At 75.6% G+C, this 15654-nt stretch carries 13 protein-coding genes, 1 pseudogene and 1 riboswitch; of the genes and pseudogenes, 9 read left to right on the top strand and 5 right to left on the bottom strand.

Annotated features, from left to right (window positions below; genetic code table 11):
- Window positions 1–580: SDR family NAD(P)-dependent oxidoreductase (locus GTR02_RS12175; protein ID WP_166607764.1), on the top strand; the 580-nt coding region annotated here is incomplete at its 5' end.
- Window positions 581–596: 16 nt separating this feature from the next.
- On the opposite strand, the gene add is transcribed toward GTR02_RS12175, so the two are convergent.
- Complete coding sequence (gene add / locus GTR02_RS12170) at window positions 597–1595, bottom strand: adenosine deaminase (RefSeq protein ID WP_166607766.1); 999 nt, start codon at window positions 1593–1595, stop codon at window positions 597–599.
- A 219-nt stretch (window positions 1596–1814) separates the two neighbouring features.
- Between add and GTR02_RS12165 the strand changes: the two genes are divergently transcribed.
- Together GTR02_RS12165 and GTR02_RS12160 are read left to right on the top strand one after the other, a co-directional pair.
- Entirely contained in the window at window positions 1815–3155 is a 1341-nt protein-coding gene (locus tag GTR02_RS12165) for an alpha-L-fucosidase (RefSeq protein WP_205709128.1), read from the top strand.
- Window positions 3152–4648, top strand: a complete 1497-nt coding sequence (locus tag GTR02_RS12160; RefSeq protein ID WP_166607762.1) for an alpha-L-fucosidase — start codon at window positions 3152–3154, stop codon at window positions 4646–4648. Before GTR02_RS12165 ends, GTR02_RS12160 begins: the two co-directional genes overlap by 4 nt.
- 60 nt (window positions 4649–4708) lie before the next feature.
- Here GTR02_RS12160 and GTR02_RS12155 read toward each other — a convergent pair whose 3' ends face one another.
- Window positions 4709–5023 (bottom strand): DMT family transporter, encoded by a 315-nt coding sequence (locus tag GTR02_RS12155; RefSeq protein ID WP_166607765.1) that lies wholly within the window; start codon window positions 5021–5023, stop codon window positions 4709–4711.
- 9 nt (window positions 5024–5032) lie between these two features.
- Window positions 5033–5099, bottom strand: a riboswitch (guanidine-III (ykkC-III) riboswitch).
- A gap of 49 nt (window positions 5100–5148) precedes the next feature.
- Window positions 5149–6164, bottom strand: a pseudogene (locus GTR02_RS24430) (NADP-dependent oxidoreductase).
- Window positions 6165–6260: 96 nt separating this feature from the next.
- On the opposite strand from GTR02_RS24430, the gene GTR02_RS12145 reads away from it, so the two are divergent.
- Complete coding sequence (locus tag GTR02_RS12145; RefSeq protein ID WP_166607761.1) at window positions 6261–6653, top strand: VOC family protein; 393 nt, start codon at window positions 6261–6263, stop codon at window positions 6651–6653.
- Between the two features lie 53 nt (window positions 6654–6706).
- Here GTR02_RS12145 and GTR02_RS12140 read toward each other — a convergent pair whose 3' ends face one another.
- On the bottom strand, window positions 6707–7213 hold the full coding sequence (locus tag GTR02_RS12140; protein WP_166607760.1) for a nitroreductase family deazaflavin-dependent oxidoreductase: 507 nt from the start codon (window positions 7211–7213) through the stop codon (window positions 6707–6709).
- Window positions 7214–7300: 87 nt separating this feature from the next.
- On the opposite strand from GTR02_RS12140, the gene GTR02_RS12135 reads away from it, so the two are divergent.
- From GTR02_RS12135 to GTR02_RS12125, 3 genes are all read left to right on the top strand, one after another.
- Complete coding sequence (locus GTR02_RS12135; RefSeq protein WP_205709127.1) at window positions 7301–7984, top strand: WHG domain-containing protein; 684 nt, start codon at window positions 7301–7303, stop codon at window positions 7982–7984.
- A 75-nt stretch (window positions 7985–8059) separates the two neighbouring features.
- On the top strand, window positions 8060–8884 hold the full coding sequence (locus GTR02_RS12130; RefSeq protein WP_166607758.1) for an aldo/keto reductase: 825 nt from the start codon (window positions 8060–8062) through the stop codon (window positions 8882–8884).
- A 36-nt stretch (window positions 8885–8920) separates the two neighbouring features.
- Window positions 8921–9577 carry a GAP family protein gene (locus GTR02_RS12125; RefSeq protein WP_166607757.1) on the top strand — a complete coding sequence of 219 codons (657 nt, stop codon included), beginning with the start codon at window positions 8921–8923 and terminating at the stop codon, window positions 9575–9577.
- A 10-nt stretch (window positions 9578–9587) separates the two neighbouring features.
- On the opposite strand, the gene GTR02_RS12120 is transcribed toward GTR02_RS12125, so the two are convergent.
- Entirely contained in the window at window positions 9588–11477 is a 1890-nt protein-coding gene (locus GTR02_RS12120; RefSeq protein ID WP_166607756.1) for a sensor domain-containing diguanylate cyclase, read from the bottom strand.
- A gap of 100 nt (window positions 11478–11577) precedes the next feature.
- On the opposite strand from GTR02_RS12120, the gene GTR02_RS12115 reads away from it, so the two are divergent.
- Together GTR02_RS12115 and GTR02_RS12110 are read left to right on the top strand one after the other, a co-directional pair.
- Window positions 11578–13869: a molybdopterin-dependent oxidoreductase gene (locus GTR02_RS12115; protein ID WP_166607755.1), complete on the top strand. Its 2292-nt coding sequence runs from the start codon at window positions 11578–11580 to the stop codon at window positions 13867–13869.
- 191 nt (window positions 13870–14060) lie between these two features.
- Window positions 14061–15654, top strand: a 1594-nt coding sequence (locus GTR02_RS12110; RefSeq protein WP_476702877.1) for a serine/threonine-protein kinase, incomplete at its 3' end; no start/stop codon positions are given.

The raw sequence follows: 15654 nt of genomic DNA, 5'->3' as shown, positions 1-15654 counted from the left end.
CGACGGGGACGACCCCCGGCTCGTCCCCGTCGAGCTCGAGGTGACCGACCCCCGGCAGGTCGCCGAGCTCGCGCGGCGCCTGGGTGACGTCTCCGTCGTCGTGAACAACGCGGGCGTCGACCGCTCCACCGACCTGGTGACGGGGGACCTCGCGGACGTGCGCGACGAGTTCGAGGTCAACGTCCTCGGCCTGCTCGCGGTCTCGCGCGCCTTCGCGCCGGTCCTCGCGGCGCACGGCGGCGGGGCCCTGCTGAACGTGCACTCGGCGCTCTCGTGGGCGACCCTGGGCAACGGCTACAGCGCCTCCAAGGCCGCGGCGTGGTCGGTCACCAACGGCCTGCGGGCCGCGCTCGCGCCGGCCGGGACCCTCGTCACGGGCCTGCACCTCGGCTACACCGACACCGACATGGTCGCGCACGTCCAGGCCCCGAAGAACGACCCGCGCGACGTCGCGCGCGTGGCCGTGCAGGGTCTCGTCGACGACCTGACCGAGGTGCTCGCCGACGACGCGAGCCGGGCCGCGAAGCAGGCCCTCGCGGGCGACCCCGTGCACCTGGGGCTCGCCCGCGCGGCCGCCTGACGGCCCGTCGAGGGTCTCAGGCGGTCGGCGGCACCGACAGGGCCGCGTAGGCGTCCAGCTCGGCGAGCAGCTCCTCGCGCTGCGCGTCGCCGATCCAGGCGATCTCGAAGGCGTTGCGCTGCAGCTGCACCAGCTCGTCGGGCGTGAGGTCCGCGGCCTCGGCCAGGGCCCGGGCGTTCTCGTTGACGTACCCGCCGAAGTAGGCGGGGTCGTCGGAGTTCACCGTCACCTTCACGCCCGAGCGCAGCAGCTCGGCGATGACCGGGGCCTTGGAGTCGTCGGTGACGAACGAGTTGGACACCGGGCAGCACGTCAGGCCGATGCCCCGCTCGCGGACCAGCGCCAGGAGCCGGGGGTCCTCGACCACGTTGGTGCCGTGGTCGAGGCGTTCGGTGCCCAGGTCCTCCAGCGCCTGCCGCAGGTGCTCGACCGTGTCCTCCTGGTCGATGTCGCAGTGCATCGTCACGCGGAACCCCGCCTCGCGGGCCGCCGCGAAGACCGCGGCGAACTTGGCGGGCGGGTTCCCCCGCTCGTCGGAGTCCAGGCCCACCCCCACGATGAGGTCGCGGAACGGCAGGGCCGCCCGCAGCGTCTCCTCGGCGCTCGCGACCGGGAGGTCGCGCACGAAGCAGAGGATGAGCGCCGAGCTGATGCCGAGCTCGGCGTGCGCCTCGACGACGGCCCGGTGGTAGCCCCGCACGACGGTCTCGAAGGCGACACCGCGGCCGACGTGCACCTGCGGGTCGAAGAACATCTCGGCGTGCCGCACGTTCTGCGACGCGGCCTTGCGCAGGTAGGCCAGCGCGAGGTCGTGGAAGTCCTCCTCGGTGACCAGCACGTCCATCGCCGGGTAGTAGACGCCGAGGAAGGAGGCGAGGGAGTCGAACACGTAGGTCGCGCGCACCTCCTCGACGCTGGACTGCCCGATGTCGACGCCGTTGCGCTGCGCCAGGGCGAGCTTCAGCTCCGGTTCCAGCGTCCCCTCCAGGTGCAGGTGCAGCTCGCACTTGGGCATGAGGTCGATGAAGGGTCCGAGGTCCACGGGGTCATCATGGCGGAGCCGGGGGCCGGGCGGGGCGACGGTGCCCGGCAGTCGTTGACAAGACGTCTGACGTCTGTGACGGTGACTGCGACGACGAGGTCCGCGGAGCAGCGACGAGGCGTGCCGCCGGGACCTCGGGGCTCCCCGGGTGCGCCCACGGGCGCCCGCCGACCCCGTACGGAGGACACCCGCGTGGCCCACCCCCAGAACGTCCGCCCCGAGAACTACCACCGCTTCGAGCGGGAGGTGCCGGCCTGGTTCCGCGACGCCAAGTTCGGGATCTTCGTGCACTGGGGCGCCTACTCGGTGCCCGCCTGGGCCGAGCCGATCGGCGAGCTGGGCACGATCGACGCCAGGACCTGGTTCGCGCACAACCCCTACGCCGAGTGGTACGCCAACACCATCCGGATCGAGGGCAGCCCGGCGCAGCAGCACCAGCAGGAGGTCCACGGCGGCGCGCCCTACGACGACTTCCTGGACGCGTGGACCGCCGAGGACTTCGACGCCGACGCGGTCGTCGCGCTGTTCCGCCGCGCGGGCGCCCGCTACGTCGTCCCGACGACCAAGCACCACGACGGCATCACGCTGTGGGACGCACCGGGCACCGACGGGCGCAACACCGTGGCCCGCGGCCCGCGCCGCGACCTCGTGGGCGAGTTCGCGACGGCCGCCCGGGGCGCGGGGCTGCGCTTCGGCGTCTACTACTCGGGCGGGCTGGACTGGCACGCCAGCGACTTCCCGGCCCTCGACGACATGGACTTCTCGGCGCGGCGCCCGGTGGACGAGGCCTACACCGACTACGCCAACCGCCACGTGGTCGACCTGGTCGAGCGCTACGCGCCCGACGTGCTGTGGGGCGACATCGAGTGGCCGGACGCGGGCAAGCCCGACGGCCCGCGCAGCTTCACCCACGTGCTGGACCGGTTCTACGCCGCGAACCCCGAGGGCGTGGTCAACGACCGCTTCGGCGCCACCCACTGGGACTTCCGCACGAGCGAGTACCAGCAGGGGCGCGACAACGAGGACGACAGCGCCTGGGAGAACTGCCGCGGCGTCGGCTACTCCTTCGGCTACAACCAGGTCGAGGACGCCTCGCACTACATGGACGGCCCGGCCGCGGTGCGCCACCTGCTGGACGTCGTCTCGCGCGGCGGGAACTTCCTGCTCAACGTCGGCCCCGACAGCCGCGGGCGGATCCCGGAGCTGCAGCGGCAGTGCCTGGAGGGCATCGCGGACTGGATGGAGCGGCACGCCGCCGCGGTGCACGGCACCACGGTGCTGGAGGGGGCGATCGCCTCGGCGGGCGAGGAACCCTGGGTGCGGTGGACGCGCGCCGGCGACACCGCCCACGCGGTCGTCGACGCGGCGGGGGAGACCACGCTCACGGCGGACCCCGCGCGCCTCGACGTCGCCTCCGCGCGGCTGCTGGACGGCACGCCCGTCGTGGCTCGCGCCGAGGGTGACCGCATCGTCGTGGACGTCCCGGCCGCCGAGGTCGCCGGTCCGGTCGTCGTCGCGCTGGACCTGCGGTGAGCCGCCCCGTGTCGGCCGACGACGCCGAGCTCGCGCGCGTGCGCGCGGTCGCGACCGCCGGGCCGTTCCAGCCCGAGTGGTCCTCGCTGCAGACCTACGAGTCGCCCCGCTGGTACGCCGACGCGAAGTTCGGCATCTTCATCCACTGGGGCGTCTACTCGGTGCCGGCCTTCGGCAACGAGTGGTACGCGCGGACCATGTACAAGGAGGGCACGCCCGAGTTCGAGCACCACGTCGCGACCTACGGGCCGCACGCGGAGTTCGGCTACAAGGACTTCGTGCCGCGGTTCACGGCCGAGCACTTCGACGCCCAGCAGTGGGCGTCGACCTTCCGCCGCGCGGGTGCCCAGTTCGTCGTGCCGGTGGCCGAGCACCACGACGGCTTCGCCATGTACGACACGGCGCGCTCGCGCTGGAAGTCGACGGAGATGGGCCCGGGCCGCGACGTGCTGGGGGAGCTGGGCTCCGCGGTCCGCGACCAGCACATGGTCCTCGGCGCCTCCTCGCACCGCGCGGAGCACTGGTGGTTCATGAACGGCGGCATGCTGTTCGACTCCGACGTGCGCGACCCCGCCCACGCGGACCTCTACGGACCCGCGATGCGCGAGGAGACGGCGCCGAACCAGCAGCACCTCGAGGACTGGCTGCTGCGCACCGTCGAGATCATCGACGGGTACCGGCCGCAGGTCCTGTGGTTCGACTGGTGGATCGAGCAGCCGGCGTTCGAGCCCTACCTGCGGCTGCTCGCGGCCTACTACTACAACGAGGCGGCGCGCTGGGGCCGCGAGGTGGTCATCAACTACAAGTGGGGCTCGTTCGCCCCCGGCAGCGCCGTCTACGACATCGAGCGGGGCGCGATGCCGGGCATCCACCCGCAGGTGTGGCAGAACGACACGTCGGTCTCGCGCACGTCCTGGAGCTTCGTCGAGGGCCACGAGTACAAGGGCGTCGCGGAGCTCGTCGGCGAGCTGGTCGACGTGGTGGCCAAGAACGGCGTGCTCCTGCTCAACATCGGCCCGAAGGCCGACGGCACGATCCCCGCACCGGAGGTCGAGCTGCTGCACGGGCTGGGGGACTGGCTGTGCGTCAACGGCGAGGCCGTCTACGGGACCAGGCCGTGGACCGTCCCCTCCGAGGGTCCGACCGAGTTCGCGGCCGGCTCCTTCGTCGACGCCACGGCCCGCGAGTACGGCTCCCGCGACGTCCGGTTCACGACCCGGCGCGACGTCACGGGCCTGTACCTCTACGCCACCGTGCTGGCGTGGCCGGAGGACGGCGTCGCCCGCATCCGCGCGTTCGGGACGGCCGGGGGTCTGCTGCCGCAGGCGATCACGGACGTCAGCGTGCTCGGTGCGGGGCCGGTGCCGTCGCGCCGCACGGGGGAGGCCCTCGAGGTCGACCTCCCGGCGGAGCGTCCCAGCGCGGTGGGGGTCGTGGTGAAGGTCAGGGTCGTCGAGCCCACGGCGGCCGCGCGCACGGACCAGCTGCACTGACGCCCCCGGCCGGCGCCCGCGGGCGCCGGCCGGGGTTGCCGGGGTGGTCCCCGGGGTGGTTCACGCGGTGACCTTCAGGCCCACGACCCCGCCCACGATCATCGCCAGGAACACGACCTTCAGCACGGACACCGCCTCGGCGCCCGTGGCCATCGCGTACGCGACGGTCACCACGGCGCCGACCCCCACCCACACCGCGTAGGCCGTCCCGACGGGAAGGTCGCGCATGGCGAGGGAGAGCCCGGCCATGCTCGCGACCACGCCCAGGAGGAAGACGACGGTCGGGCCCGCGCGGCGGAACCCCTCCGAGCGGTCCAGGGCGGTGGCCCACACCGCCTCCAGGACACCGGAGACGACGAGGACGATCCACGGCACGACGACCTCCACGGGCCGTCTTGTCGTCCACCGGGTACGGCACCCCTCGTCCGGGAGCCCGCGGACCGCGCGCTCCCGGCAACGGTGTCACGACCGGTGGAGGGCGGCCAGCCGGGTGGCGGGGATCAGCCCTGCGCGACCCGGACGACCATCTTGCCGGTGTTCGCCCCGCGCATGAGGTCGAGGAACCCGTCGACCGCGTGGTCGATGCCGTCCACGACGGTCTCGTCGAACACGACCTGGCCGCTGGTCAGCCAGCCGGTCATGTCGGCGACGAAGTCGGGCAGCCGGTGGAACCAGCCGCCGACCGTGAACCCGCGCAGGGTGAGACCGCGCGTGACCATGTTCGTCAGGTTGTCCGGTCCGGGCGTGCGCTCGGTGGAGTTGTAGGCCGAGATGGCCCCGCACAGCGCGGCGCGGCCACCGTCCTTGAACGCGTCGAGCGCGGCCTCGAGGTGGTCGCCTCCGACGTTGTCGAAGTAGACGTCGATGCCGTCGGGTGCCGCGGTGGGCAGCTGCCCGCGCACGGGGGCGTCCTTGTAGTTGAACGCTGCGTCGTAGCCGTACTTCTCCGTGAGCAGCGCGACCTTCTCCGCCGATCCGGCCGAGCCGATCACGCGGGAGGCTCCCTTGAGCCGGGCGATCTGCCCGGCCGCGGTGCCGACGGCCCCGGCCGCGCCGGAGACGAACACGGTGTCGCCCCCCTCAGCCCCGCGATGTCGAGCAGCCCGACGTAGGCCGTGAGCGCCGTCATCCCGAGGATGCCGAGGTGGGCGGAGGAGGGGATGCCCGGCAGGTCCTGGACGACGCGGAACCCGTCGGCGTCGCCCTGCGCGAGGGTGCGCCAGCCCTGCAGGTGGGAGACGAGCGCACCCACGGGGACGTCCTCGGCGGTGGACTCCACGACGCGGCCCACGGCGCCGCCGGTCATGGTCTCGCCCAGCGCGAACGGCGGGACGTAGCTGCGGCCCTCGTTCATCCGGCCGCGCATGTAGGGGTCCACGGAGAGGAACTCGTTGGCCACGCGGACCTGGCCGGGGGCGAGGTCCGGGAGGTCGACGGTCACGGTGCGGAAGTCGTCGTGGGTGGGCCAGCCGTGCGGGCGGGCGACGAGCTGGACCTGGGTGCTGCGAGAGGACATGCCCGGCACAGTAGGACGACCGGCCCCCGACCGATGACTGCGGGCGCCGCCAGAGGTCACCACCGGGTCAGCGTTCGCACCACCGGAGGAGCCACCATGCCGAACAGCCCACGACCGGTCGTGCACGTCGAGGTCACGGGGGTCGATCCGGCGGGCCTGCGCGCGTTCTACGGCGAGCTGTTCGGGTGGACCTTCGACACGTCCGGTCCGGTCGCGGCCGAGGTGTCCGCGCCGGGGGAGTACGGGTTCACCGACCCGGGTCGCACGACGGAGGGGGTCGGTGTCCCGGGCGGGGTCGGTGGCGGCCCCGGTCACCGCGCGCAGTCGGTCTTCTACGTCGGTGTCCCCGACGTCGGTGCCGCGCTCGCCGAGGCCGAGCGGCTGGGCGGGACCCGCGTGCTCGGCCCCGTGACGTCCCCGAGCGGTCTGGTGGTGGCGCACGTCCGCGACCCGGAGGGCACCCTCGTCGGTCTCGCGGGTGCGCTGTGACCCGGACCCGGACCCGGACCCGGACCCGGACCCGGACCCGGACCCGGGAGCGGTCAGCGCCGCACGCGCTCGGCGGAGGTGATCCGGAAGACCGGGTGCTTCGGCGCCGCGGCCAGCAGCTCCGCGTCGGTCGCAGAGGCGTCGACGCCGTCGAAGAACATGCCGACCTCCCACGCCCAGCGGCGCAGGTACTCCCGCAGCAGCGCCGGCTTGTCGGCGTCGGTGACCTCCACCGCGGTGAAGGCCTCCGCCCGCCGGCCGGCGCGCAGCTCGCCGGTGCCCGCGACCCGCAGGTTGCGCACCCACTGCGTGTGGCCGCGCGGGGCCACCAGGTAGCGCGTCCCGTCGATCGTCAGGGGGTTGACCGGAGTCGTGCGCCACTCGCCGCTGGTGCGGCCGCGGACCGCGAGGACGCGGGACCCGGCCAGCGGCAGGCCCAGGCGCGTCGACGCCGCCACGAGCGGGTTGAGCACCCGCCGGGTCAGCAGGTCGGGCGCCAGGTAGCGCGGGGCCGCGCTGCTGTGAGCGGTGGTCTTCTCGGAGAGCACTGATCTCGTCATGCCCTCAGGATGCACCCGCCGTCCCGTCCGCGCAAGAGCGCCGCTCTCGTCCGTGAGCGCCGATCTGTCCTGTGTCAGGATGGCCACGTGCCTGCCGTCCCCACCGCCCGCGAACGCGCGCGCCGCGAGCTCACCGCCGACATCCTCGAGGCCGCCCGCCGCCAGCTCGCCGCGTCGGGGGCGGCGGCGCTGTCGGTGCGCGCGGTCGCCCGCGAGCTCGGGTTGGCGTCCTCGGCGCTCTACCGGTACTTCGCGACGCGCGACGAGCTGCTCACGGCCCTGATCGTCGAGGCCTACGGCGACGCGGCCGACGCGGTCGAGGCGGCCGCGGCCCCCGCCCCCGGCCGGTCGCGGCGCGAGCGGTTCACGGGCGGCTGCCGGGCGCTGCGGGCCTGGGCGGTCGCGCACCCCCACGAGTACGCCCTCGTGCACGGTTCGCCCGTGCCCGGCTACCGCGGCGACGACCGGACGACGGCCGCGGGTGCGCGCACCCCGATGGCCCTGCTGGCCGTGCTGCAGGGGCTCCCGGCACCCGCGACCCCGCTCGACCCCCGCCTGGCCGAGGGCGCCGACCGCGTCGCGAGCGCCGGTGCCGCGACCGGCGCGGACGCGGTCCCGCCCGCCCTCGTCGTCGTCGCGGCCCAGTGCTGGACGGCCCTCCTGGGGCTGATCAGCAGCGAGCTGTTCGGCCAGCTCGCGCACACCTTCGACCCGGCCGACGCCTTCGCCGACGCCACCATCGAGGCGCTCGCCGACCGGCTCGGGCTCTGAGGGGGCCGGGCGGCCCCGCCGGGCGGGCGTGATCGGGCCGCCCTACGTTGGCGGCAGTCCACCCGAGGAGGAGCAGTGCCGAACGTCCCGAACCTTCAGCTCAACGACGGGATCCAGATCCCCCAGCTCGGCCTGGGGGTCTGGCAGGTCCCGCAGGAGCAGACCGCCGAGGTCGTGCTCACGGCCCTGAACGCCGGGTACCGCCACATCGACACGGCCGCCGGGTACGGCAACGAGGCCGGCGTCGGCGACGCCCTGCGCGCCAGCGGCCTCGACCACGAGGACGTGTTCGTCACCACCAAGCTGGCCAACGGCGAGCACGGCCGCGACAGGACGCTGCGCGCCTTCGACGAGAGCATGGCCAAGCTGCAGCTGGAGTACCTCGACCTCTACCTCATCCACTGGCCGCAGCAGGCCGACGACTACGTCGAGACGTGGCAGACGTTCGAGGAGCTGCAGCGCGAGGGCCGCATCCGCTCCATCGGCGTCTCGAACTTCCAGAAGACGCACCTGCGCAAGCTCTTCGACGAGACGGGCGTCGTCCCGTCCGTCAACCAGGTCGAGCAGCACCCCTACCTCGTGCAGGACGACCTGCGGGCGTTCAACGCCGAGCACGGCATCGCCACCGAGGCGTGGAGCCCGCTGGCCAAGGGCGGCGGCCTGCTCGGCGAGGACGTCATCACGTCGATCGCGCAGGAGCTCGGCAAGGACCCGGCGCAGGTCGTCCTGCGCTGGCACGTGCAGCTCGGCAACATCGTCATCCCGAAGTCGGTGACGCCGTCGCGCATCGAGAGCAACATCGAGGTCTTCGACTTCGCCCTGACCGACGAGCAGGTCGCCGCGATCTCCGGGCTCAACCGCGACGAGCGCACCGGGCCGGACCCCGACACCTTCGGGTGAGCACCGGCTTCCTCTCGTGAGCACCGGCCTCGTCTCGTGAGCACCGGCTTGGCGCTGGCGCTCGTCGGGCTGGCGCTGCTCGACGCGCTCAACACCTCCGCGCTGCTGCTGGCCGTCGCCGCCCTGCTCGCCGCCCCGCGCCGCCCCGTCGTGACCGCGCTCGCGTGCGTGGCCGGGGCGGCGGCGGCCTTCGCCGTGCTCGGCGTCGCCCTGTACCTGGGGGCGGCGGCGGCCGAGGCGGCCGTCGCGGGCGGCCTGCCGGCGGTGCGGCGCGCGGGTCTCGTCCTGCTCGCGGTCCTGCTGCTGGTGCACGCCGTGCGCCGCGCGCGCCGGCGCCCGGGCCGGGTCCCGGACCTCACGCGGTGGGCCTCCCCGGCGGCCGCGGCGGGCCTGGGGGTGCTGGGGGCGCTGAGCGACCTGCCGACCGCGTTCCCGTTCCTGCTCGCGGTCGAGCGGCTCGTCAGCGCCGACGTCACGACCACCACGGCCCTGCTCGCGCTGCTGGGCTACGTCGTCGTGCTGTCCCTGCCGGCCCTCGTCGTCGTGCGCGTCGTCGCCGCGCACCGCGAGGGCGCGCGCTCCCTGCTCGAGGGCCTGCTCGCCCGCCTCGGCGCGAAGGACCGCAGCGTGCCCGTCGTCGTGGCCTGCGTGCTGCTGGCCGGGGCGGCGCTCGCGCTCGCCGCCGCCCTCTGAGCCGGACCCCTCAGCTGCCCGTGCGGGGCTGCTCGCGCAGGTCCAGCACCCGGACCCCGGCCGAGCGGACCCGGCCCTTGCCCGAGCCCTTGGCGGCGTACATGGCCGCGTCGGCCTGCTGCAGCACGCGCTGGGGGTCCGCGCCGAGCTCGGCCATCGCCAGCCCGACGCTGATGCCGACGTCGAAGGTCCAGCCGGCCACCGGGAACGGCGTCACCATCGCGTCGACCACGCGCTGGGCGACGGCCTGCGCCGCGGCCTCGTCCGGCAGGTCGGGACACACCACGGCGAACTCGTCGCCACCGAGGCGGGCGACCGTGTCGCCCGGCCGCACGGCGTGGGAGAGGCGCTGGGCGACGCCGATGAGGACGTGGTCGCCGGCCGCGTGGCCGCCCGTGTCGTTGACGGGCTTGAAGTCGTCGAGGTCGCAGTACAGCAGCGCCACGTGCCGCCCCGAGCGCGACGACGCGTCGAGCGCGTGGCGCAGGCGGTCCTCCAGCAGCGTCCGGTTCGGCAGGCCCGTCAGCGGGTCGTGCAGCGCGGCGTCGCGCAGCCGGCGCTGCACGAGCCGGCGCTGCGTGACGTCGGCGACCTGCACGACGGCCGCGACGTCACCCGTGCGGGCACCGTCGGGCGTGGTCGGCCAGGCCGCCATCGCGAGCTCCAGCCAGACCTGGCCGTCGCCGTGCTGCAGCTCCGCGTGCCAGTGCCCCGACTCCCCGGCGGCGACGTCGTCGACGAGGCCCTCGACGGCGTCGACGAAGGCGTCGCGGTGCACGTCGGCGACCTGCTCGGACCAGTCCGAGCCCACGGGCACGTCGGTGCCCAGCATCGAGGCGAGCCGGTCGTTGACGCGGGCGACCGTCGCAGAGCCGTCGGCGCGCAGCCGCAGCAGCGCCACCCCCAGCAGCGCGTCGTCGAAGGTGCGGCGGAACAGCTCCTCGCGCCGGCCGGCCACGACGACCGCGCGCTCGCGCGAGCGCACGACGAGGGACATGACGAGCGTGACCGCGCCCGCGGTCGACAGCAGGGCCTGCAGCACCCGCAGGCTCTGGTTGGGCTCGAGCAGCGCGTAGGGGCCGAGGGTCGTCACCGTCCCCGCCGTGGTGATCACGCCGACGACGAGCAGGGCGCTCAGGGCGCGGCCCACGCCGAGGCGCGCGGCCCCCCACAGCAGCGGCACGACGACGACGAAGGACCAGGGCCCCGGGTCGGAGGACAGGAAGACCGTCGCGGAGACGCCCGCGGACGTCGCGAGGACGCCGGACCACTCCAGCGCCGCGAGGCGGGCGTGCCGCACGTCGGACGCCGGCCGGGGGGAGGGCAGGAGCAGGAGCGGGCCGATCAGCAGCACGCCGAGCGCCTGGGTGGGGACGTACTGCAGCACCTGCGGCGGTGTCGCGATGGTCTCCGCGAGCGGCGCGGCCGCCAGGATGCCCGCGACGGCGCCCGCGCAGAGCCGCCACGCGTCGCGGCCCCGGGCCAGCCGCAGGGGCTCCCCGCCGGCCAGCAGGGTCACGATCGAGGCGCCGACCCCGCACTGCAGGGCCTGGGCGCTCGCGAACACCGCGGTCGCCGACGGCTCGTCACCGAGGACGCGGCCGGCGACGACGGTGCCGAGCAGCGTGCCGCCGACCACCCACCAGCGGCGGGCGGGCCGGCGCACCGCGAGGGCCAGGGCCGCCCCGGCCGCGGGCCACCAGACGGTCGCGCCGAGCGCCGGGGCGTCGACGAGGACCGTCATCAGCACGCTGAGGGCGGCGACGACGACCGCGGTGCTGACCGCCAGGCGCGGGCCGCCACCCCGGACGCCGCGCCCGGCGCCGCCCCGCGGGCGGGCGCCCGGGCGCCGCTGCGCCGGACGGGTGAGGCCGTCGTCACCAGCCGCTGCCGTGATCATGCGGCCTCTTCGGCACGTCGGGCCCCGACCTTGAGCGCCCGGACGGAGTTCTTCCGCGACCGGGTGCCGGACCGGCGCGCCCGTGCCCGATCCTGGGGGCGTGAGCACCGTCCCGCACGCGTCGCACTGGGGCTCCTTCACCGCGGTGCGCGCGGCCGACGGGACCGTCGGGGTCCGTCCGCACCCCGACGACCCGGACCCCTCGGCCCTCCTCGCCAACCTGCCCGTCGCCGCGACCGGGCGGGCCCGCGTGCTGCGCCCGCACGTGCGGCGCGGCTGGTGGGAGGACGGTCCCGGTCCGGACGCGCGGCGCGGCCGCGACGAGCTCCTCGCCGTCGGCTGGGACGAGCTGCTCGACCGCGTCGCCGCCGAGTACCGCCGCGTCCTGGCCACCGACGGCCCCGCGGCCGTCTTCGGGGGCTCCTACGGCTGGGCCAGCGCCGGCCGCTTCCACCACGCCCAGAGCCAGCTGCACCGCTTCCTCAACTGCCTGGGCGGCGCCACCCGCTCCAGCCACACCTACAGCCACGGCACGGCCGAGGTGCTCCTGCCGCACGTCGTCGGCTCGCTCGAGCCGCTCATCTCCCCGACCGCGTGGTCGGTCGTGGAGGCCAGCACCGACCTCGTCCTGGCCGTGGGCGGCCTGCCCGCGAAGAACGCGCAGGTCGCCTCCGGCGGCATCAGCCGGCACGAGGTGGCCGGGCGGCTGCGCGCCGCCCGCGCGCGGGGCGCGGAGTTCGTGCTCGTGTCGCCGCAGCGCGACGACCTCGCGGCCGAGCTCGACGCCGACTGGCTCGCCGTCGTGCCCGGCACCGACGCGGCGCTGCTGCTGGCGATGTCGCACGTCCTGGTCACCGAGGGCCTGCACGACGAGGACTTCCTGCGGCGCTGCTGCGCCGGCACCGAGGAGTTCCTGGCCTCCCTGCGCGGCGAGGACGACGGCGTCGAGAAGACCCCCGACTGGGCGGCCGCCCTCACGGGCGTGGACGCCGGGCGCATCCGGGCGCTGGCCCGGCGCGCCGCGGCCGGCCGCACCATGGTCACGCTGAGCTGGTCGGTGCCCCGCGCGCGCTACGGCGAGCAGCCCCTGTGGGCGGCCATCGCCTTCGCCGCGCTGCTGGGCCAGATCGGCCTGCCGGGCGGCGGTTTCGGCCACGGCTACGCCTCCACGGGGGGCGTGGGCCGCCGGGCGGGCAGCCTGGCGCTGCCGACCCTGCCGCAGTTCGGCGACCCGCTGCGCCGGCGCATCCCCGTCGCGCGCATCGCCGACGCGCTGCTGGCCCCGGGCGCCGAGTACGAGGTCGACGGGCGCACCGAGACCTACCCGCGGCTGCGGCTCGTGCACTGGGCGGGCGGCAACCCGTTCCACCACCACCAGGACCTGCAGCGCCTGCAGCGCGCGTTCGCGGCCGCCGACACCGTCGTCGTGCACGAGCCGTTCTGGACGTCCACGGCCCGCCACGCCGACGTGGTCCTGCCCTCGACGACCACGATGGAGCGCGTCGACCTCGGCGCCGCGCGCTACGACGACCGGATCGTCGCGATGGGGCGCGTGCACGCCCCGCTCGGCGAGGCCCGCGACGACTACGCGGCGCTGGCGGCGCTCGCGGACCGCCTGGGGGTGGGGGAGCGGTTCACCGAGGGCCGCACCGCGCCGGAGTGGGTGGAGCACCTCTACGAGCAGTGGCGCGAGGGGCCCGCGGCCCGCGCCGGGGTCGAGGCGCCGCCGTACGCGGAGTTCGTCGCCGCGGGCGAGCTGCCGCTGCCCCCCGAACCCGTGGAGAAGGTGCTGTTCGCGTCCTTCCGCGCGGACCCGCAGCGGCACCCGCTGCGCACGCCGAGCGGCAGGATCGAGCTGCACTCCGACGTCGTCGCGGGCTTCGGCTACGACGACTGCCCCGGCCACCCCGTGTGGCGGGCCGCCGACGAGCAGCCCGACGCGGCCTTCCCGCTGCACCTCGTCGCGAACAACCCGGCCAGCCGGCTGCACAGCCAGCTGGACCACGGCGCCACGTCCCAGGCGTCCAAGGTCGCGGGGCGCGAACCGCTGCGGATGCACCCCGCCGACGCCGCCGCGCGCGGCCTCGTGGCCGGGCAGGTCGTCGTCGTGCGCAGCCGGCGCGGCAGCTGCCTCGCCGGGCTGGTCCCGTCCGCGGAGCTGCGGGAGGGCGTGGTGCAGATGTCGACGGGCGCGTGGTTCGACCCCGTCGCGGGTGCGCAGGCCGGGGTGACGTGCGGCCACGGCAACGTCAACGTCCTGACCACGGACGTCGGCACGTCCCGGCTGGCGCAGGGCTGCACGGGGCAGCACGCCGTCGTCGAGGTCGCGGCCCACGAGGGCCCCCGGCCGCGCGTGACGGTCTTCGACCAGCCCGTGACGGGTGGGTCCTGAGGGAACGCAGCGGCGGCCGACGACGTCAGAGGCGGCGGCGCGCCCGAGGTGCCCTTACCCCGACATCGCAGGACTGGCAAGGCGCTCGGGAGAACCACTGCCGCGAACGGGCGATGACCTGCCCCGGATGCGGCATCATGGACGTCCGACCAGGGTGCGCTCGCGCACCCCCGAGGCCCCGAGGAGCGATCGTGACGACCGAGGGATGGCCCGAGGACCGGGTGACCGGCGCTGCGGACGTCCCGTCGATCGTGCGGCACTGCGCGGGGCCCGTCGGCGACGAGGACCGCTACGAGATCCTGGGCCGGGCCGACGGGTCGGACGAGGGCTGGCACGTCCTGGACCGCGACGCCGGGGCCGGGGACGCGCTGTTCACGCTCGTGACGCTGCGCCCCCAGCCGCGCGCGGGTCAGGACGTCGACGACCACCTCGCCGAGCAGGAGATGTGGCGCGAGCGCGCCGCCGGCCTCACGCGCGTCAAGCACGCCCGCCTCGCGGGCGTCGTCACGACCTTCCGCGGTCCCGCACCGCACAAGCCCGGCACGGCCCGCTCCGACGAGGCCCCGTGGAGCTACGCCGTGCTCGAGCAGGCCTCGGGCCGGTCCGTGGCGGACTGGCTGCGCGACGACCCGGGCGCCCCGGTCGAGGAGCGCCTCACGGTCCTGGCGACCGCGGCCGGCGTCCTGCAGGAGCTGCACCGCGGCTCCGACTCCGTGCCGCCCCTCGTGCACGGCGACATCTCCCCGCGCACGGTCCGGCTGGGCGGGTTCTGGCCCGCGGACGGCGTGCGGCTGGCCGGCGCGAGCCTCAGCGGCCTGCGGCGGGGCCCGCTGCACGGGGACCCGGCCTCCCCGTACACGGCTCCCGAGGTCCGCGCGGGCGGCCTGCCGTCGGCCGCGAGCGACGTCTTCGGCTTCGGCGCCACCGCGATCACCGTCCTGACGGGGCAGCCGCCCGTCGTGGGTCACGACGGCGAGCCGGACCTCGCGCTCGTGCGCCGCCAGCTCGGCGCCGCGCCCTTCACGGCCCCCCACCCGGGCATGGCGGACCTGCTGCTGCGGGCCGTCGCCACGGACCCCCACGACCGGCCCGACCGGCTGCCCGTCTGGGTCAACGAGCTGCGGGCCTTCGTCGACCCGGTGCCCGCGACGGAGGCCCTCGCCGTGGTGCCGGCCGTCGCGCCCGCCGCCCTCGCCGCGGACGGTCCCGCGGGGCTGCGCGCCCTGCCGCGGCGGCCGGTGGCCGTCGTCGTGGGTGCGCTCGTGCTCGCCACCGCGGGGGCGGGCATCGCCATCGCCGCCGTGCAGCAGGGCCGGCTGAAGGACGTGCCCAACCCGGTGGCGATCGTGCAGCCGGCCCCGGTCACGCAGTCGACGCGCGCGACCGAGGCGCTCGGGGTGCCGAGCGCGGAGGGGCCGCGCACCTCCGCCGAGGACAGCGCCCCCACGAGCCCGGGACGACCGCGCAGCGCCACGGCGAGCCCCCGGGCGTCCACCCCCGGCGCACCGCCGACGCCCTCGGCGCTGCTGCCCCCGGGCGCGGCGCCGTCCCCGCTGCTGCCGGGGCAGGGGCTCGTCCCGCCCGCTGCCGAGACGCCCACGGTCCCGCCGCTGATCCCGCCCGCGGTCTCCGACCCGTCCGGGCCCGCCGCGCCTCCGCCGGTCGGGACACCCGCGCCGCCGTCGTCCGCGCCACCGCCCACCGTCACACCGCCGCCCGTGACGCCGCCTCCCGTCACGCCGCCTCCCGTCACGCCGCCCCCCGTGACGCCGCCCGGGTCCCCGA

The sequence above is a fragment of the Kineococcus siccus genome (assembly GCF_009906795.1).
Taxonomy (GTDB): domain Bacteria; phylum Actinomycetota; class Actinomycetes; order Actinomycetales; family Kineococcaceae; genus Kineococcus; species Kineococcus siccus.
The sequence above is the reverse complement of the archived record's forward strand: the minus strand, read 5'-3'. Positions and strand labels throughout refer to the sequence as shown.

Excerpts from the sequence above, each read along its gene's own strand:
- add (WP_166607766.1), bottom strand. The coding sequence starts at position 1,595 with ATGCCCAAGTGCGAGCTGCACCTGCACCTGGAGGGGACGCTGGAACCG.
- GTR02_RS12120 (WP_166607756.1), bottom strand. The coding sequence starts at position 11,477 with ATGATCACGGCAGCGGCTGGTGACGACGGCCTCACCCGTCCGGCGCAG.
- GTR02_RS12140 (WP_166607760.1), bottom strand. The coding sequence starts at position 7,213 with ATGACGAGATCAGTGCTCTCCGAGAAGACCACCGCTCACAGCAGCGCG.
- GTR02_RS12145 (WP_166607761.1), top strand. The coding sequence starts at position 6,261 with ATGCCGAACAGCCCACGACCGGTCGTGCACGTCGAGGTCACGGGGGTC.